This window comes from Anaerosporobacter sp. (assembly GCF_965301125.1).
In genome coordinates this window covers 1-4,249 of sequence record NZ_CBDLAM010000262.1, presented here as the reverse complement: position 1 = coordinate 4,249, position 4,249 = coordinate 1, and the positions used below count along the sequence as shown (strand labels likewise).

The following is a 4,249-nucleotide window of genomic DNA, read 5'->3' as shown; positions in this document are numbered from 1 at the left end:
ATTCTTTACTAGGTTTTGTAGTATGCTTGTACAAAATAAATAAAAGTAACTCGGACAAAACCTATTTGATACGTTAAAATTTTTATTGAAATACATTTATATTTCTAAAAATTATTATGATCTTCGTCTATATTGTTACAAAATTATTGAAAACCGCAAAAATTATTTACATGCTTAATTTTTAGAAGCGTGCTATAATATATTTATTAATTGGAAAAACGACTATTAAAGTACAAAAAGAGTCAAAATAGACTTCTTTTTTTATGTATTTTTGATAGCTATAATAGCTTAGTGAATCAGAAAGGATGGGGGTGTATGTGTGCAAACAGATACTTTTTTTTCCTGTAATGATTTGAATCCGACTGTTTATTTCGTATCTAAACAGAAACGAGTGAAAGAGTGTATCTATCACGATCATGATTTTCCACAAATTAGTGTCATTTTATCGGGTAAGGGAAAATACGTGATTGATGACGTAGTTTATGAAGTGGAAGCGGGAGATATATTATTTTTTGATGCTAAGATAAAACATCATAATATAGTAACAAATGTAAAAGAACCCATGGTTGAATTTTTTGTGGGTTTTTCAGATATTCATTTTCATGGTATGCCAGAGAATTCAATTGATTTTGGTGTTTCTCCTAAAATCATGCATATGAAACCACATATGAAACAAGAAGTAGATAAAATATGTTATGAAATGATTGCAGAATATCAATCAGGACAACCAGGTAAGGAATTCATGGTCAAAGCGTATATGACTCAATTAATAGTACAAATTGTACGTGGATTAACTATGAATGTTAAGCAAACAGAAGTTGAGCAATTTGAAAATTATAATAGAAGTTACGCTGTAAAAAGAATCATTAACTATTTGAATGAGAACTACGAACAGCGCATATCGTTAGAACAAATTGCACATAATATGTATCTCAGTCCAGTATACATATCAAAGATATTTAAAGAAGAAACTGGAGAATCTCCTATTAATTATCTAATTAAAATAAGGTTAGAACGAGCAAAAGAAATCTTACAAATGGGTAATAGTGGAAGTATTAAAAGTATTGCTAAAGATGTTGGATATGATGATGTTTACCATTTTAGCAAGTTATTTAAGAAATATTATGGAATATCACCTCTTTATTATAAGAAGAATATAAGAGAGAAGATGAATGCCTAATAAGGAAGGAGTATTGGAATCACGATGGATATGTACGAGGCAATATGGAAGAGAAAATCAGTCTATCATTACGAAATGGAAGCATTAGAGGAACAAATGCTTCGAAATATTCGTACATTTTTGGAACATCAGATTCTGATTAAAGAAGATTGCAAAGTTGATTATGCAATAATATGCCAGCTGGATCAAAAGAAACCTACAAGGAATGAACTCAGCGTTGAAGCACCTTACTTTGTGGTTATTTATGAACAAGAGGTAGAAGGCTATAACTTAAATGCGGGATACCTTCTTGGCCAGCTGTCCTTGTATGTTACATCGAAAGGACTAGGAAGCTGTTTGGTGAATATGTCTTTTGGTAAGCGAGTGAAAAGAGATAATAAGATAATTGCTGCACTTGCATTTGGAAAGCCAAAGGCTAATTCTTTATACGAAGGACATAAACCAAAACGTATTCCTCTTGATTATCTATGTGTATATAAGGAAGATGTTAGTCCTGATATTAAGAAGGTTATGAAAGCAGCAAGTGTTTCACCGTCTTGCATGAATAGTCAACCATGGCGTTTTGTTGTTTACCATAATCGTATTCATGTCTTCTTAAAGAAGGACCGAATGATTAAGATGTGGTTCCATTCAGAACAGATGGTAGATATGGGATTTATGTTGTCGAATTTATTAATGGAAGCTGAAAATCTATGGCTAACTACTACGATTGATTACGTAGATAATTTGTCAGAAAAACCAGTAAAGAATTATATGTATATATTAAGTGTGGTATTTGAATAAAAAAACAATCTTAATGTTGTTTTGAGGAGATGTTATAATCCGAAAAAGACACATTAAGATTGTTTTTTGATTTATTGTATTGTTGTTTTGATTGTAGAGAGATGATTCATAGCTTCTTCATCTGTATCACCATAGATTGATTTGTATAAATCGATTATATTCACATCCCAGTCTAATAAGATTGGGTAGGTAGTGTTTTCGTATTTCTTAGGAGCTTCATAGGAACCTTCAATAGGAATGGATTTCATCTCAATTGTTGAGAGATTAATTTCTAGCGCAGCATTCAGTAATTGCTCGATTTGTCCTGTTGAAAGGTTGGTTGTTACATAACCTAAACAAGTATTAGTTGTATTGATTAATTGAACAATACCTTGGTTTTTGTATTTTTCGAAGATGGCATTTAAAACACGTCTCTGACGTAAGGTACGACCAAAATCATTATTAACACCATCGTAAGTTGGAACTTTACGTACACGGCAATAACCAAGTGCTTGGTTTCCATTTAGTAAGTTCATACCTTCTGTTACATTTCGATAAGCTTTATTAGAAATATAGTTTGTAGTATTCAGATATTGCGCTTCCTTGGCACCTAATTGAATCTCAACGCCATCTAAAAGATCAATAATCTTTTCAAAAGATTCAAAATTAACAGATACATAACCATCAAGATTAATCTTATAATTTCGTTCAATGGTATCTCTTAAAAGTTCAATTCCTCCATGAGCATATGCTGCATTAAGCTTTGTCTTTTTCCAACCAGGAACATTAACATAGGAATCTCTCATTAAAGAAGAGAGTTGAACTTTATTATCTCTAGTGTTGATGGAAGCAATCATCATAGTATCAGTATTTCTTGCACCGAATAATTCTTCAACCCCAATCAAAAGAATATTGGTAACATAATCCTCTTTTCGTCCTACAATTTCACCAGTATTCCAATCATATTCCCTTACTATTTCTTCTTCTTCTGTATTATCATTCGATAAATCGGAGTTCTCTTTATTGACAGAACTTGATATATAATTAGCTAACAGTTTTGTCACTAAACGATTACCTGGCTTGGTGAAGATCAGAAAAGAAGCAAAAAGAAGGATAAAGGTTATTAATCCTATAAATATTTTAAGACCCGTACGCTTTTTCTTCTTGTTTGGGGAATTACCAGAATCATTATCCTCCTCTTCTACATAATGGTTTTCATTTATATGTTGATTAACTTGTTGCTTTAAAGACTCATTGATATTATACATATCATCATCAATACTGAAATCTGTTTGAATCTTTAGATCATCAAAATCATTTGATTTGTCTTTTTTATTTTCTTTCATAAAGTAAATTATCCCCCACCTTTTGATATAATATTACATAATTTTTTATTCTCAACTTTATTATTAAACCATATTTTTAGACATAATGTATTAAGAAGTGATATATTTCTTATGAAATTTTCTTATGAAATTCTTATGATTTTCTTAAGAACAGGCATATTGGGAAATGCAGTAAGTAAAAACTCTACGGAGAGTTGATTGATAAATTGCTTATTAGCAAGTATGATAGTGATACGGAGGTAAGTTAGATGGATAATATTAAAGTTGGCAAGCTAATTCTAAACTTGAGAAAAGAAAAAGGTTATACACAAAAGCAATTAGCAGATGCTATGAATATAAGTGATAAGACGATATCGAAGTGGGAGAGAGGCCTTGGTTGTCCAGATGTATCATTGCTACATGTATTATCAGATATCTTAGGTGTGAATATTGAACAGATTTTATTGGGAGAATTAGAGCCTAATGAAGTAAATGGAGGAAATATGAAGAAAATAAAATTTTATGTATGTCCAAGCTGTGGAAATATCATAACTTCTACAGGAGAAGCGGATATATCTTGCTGTGGTCGTAAATTGAACGCAGCCATTGTTAAGCCAAGTGATGAGAAACATAACATTAATGTTGATATTATAGATGATGAATTCTATATCACATTCGATCATGATTTGACGAAAGTGCATTACCTTAACTTCATTGCATATGTTACTTGTGATCGAGTATTATTAGTCAAATTATACCCTGAACAAGGTTCGGAACTACGTATGCCAAGGTTACGAGGGGGTAAATTTTACTTTGGATGTAATATACATGGTGTATGGTAGGCAATTACCACAAAAAGGTAGTCATTAGTTGTTGACAAATGGCTAGGATTACGGTATTATATATCTTGTCTTTGACAACAACTAAATATGCGCGAGTGGCTCAGTGGTGGAGTATCGCCTTGCCAAGGCGAGGGTCGCGG

Annotated in this window: 4 protein-coding genes; 3 read left to right on the top strand and 1 reads right to left on the bottom strand. The window is 31.7% G+C overall.

The window, feature by feature from the left end; all coding sequences use genetic code 11:
* Positions 1-319: 319 nt before the first annotated feature.
* Both ACW2QF_RS18270 and ACW2QF_RS18265 read left to right on the top strand, forming a co-directional pair.
* Positions 320-1,180: an AraC family transcriptional regulator gene (locus ACW2QF_RS18270; protein ID WP_455717450.1), complete on the top strand. Its 861-nt coding sequence runs from the start codon at positions 320-322 to the stop codon at positions 1,178-1,180.
* Between the two features lie 24 nt (positions 1,181-1,204).
* Positions 1,205-1,963 carry a nitroreductase family protein gene (locus ACW2QF_RS18265; protein WP_455717449.1) on the top strand — a complete coding sequence of 253 codons (759 nt, stop codon included), beginning with the start codon at positions 1,205-1,207 and terminating at the stop codon, positions 1,961-1,963.
* Between the two features lie 71 nt (positions 1,964-2,034).
* On the opposite strand, the gene ACW2QF_RS18260 is transcribed toward ACW2QF_RS18265, so the two are convergent.
* Entirely contained in the window at positions 2,035-3,288 is a 1,254-nt protein-coding gene (locus tag ACW2QF_RS18260) for an LCP family protein (RefSeq protein ID WP_455717448.1), read from the bottom strand.
* A 248-nt stretch (positions 3,289-3,536) separates the two neighbouring features.
* Between ACW2QF_RS18260 and ACW2QF_RS18255 the strand changes: the two genes are divergently transcribed.
* Complete coding sequence (locus tag ACW2QF_RS18255) at positions 3,537-4,109, top strand: helix-turn-helix domain-containing protein (RefSeq protein ID WP_455717447.1); 573 nt, start codon at positions 3,537-3,539, stop codon at positions 4,107-4,109.
* Positions 4,110-4,249 lie beyond the last annotated feature (140 nt).

Bases quoted from the DNA above. Each gene is read 5' to 3' on its own strand.
- ACW2QF_RS18255 (WP_455717447.1), top strand. From the start codon at position 3,537: ATGGATAATATTAAAGTTGGCAAGCTAATTCTAAACTTGAGAAAAGAA.
- ACW2QF_RS18265 (WP_455717449.1), top strand. From the start codon at position 1,205: ATGGATATGTACGAGGCAATATGGAAGAGAAAATCAGTCTATCATTAC.
- ACW2QF_RS18260 (WP_455717448.1), bottom strand. From the start codon at position 3,288: ATGAAAGAAAATAAAAAAGACAAATCAAATGATTTTGATGATCTAAAG.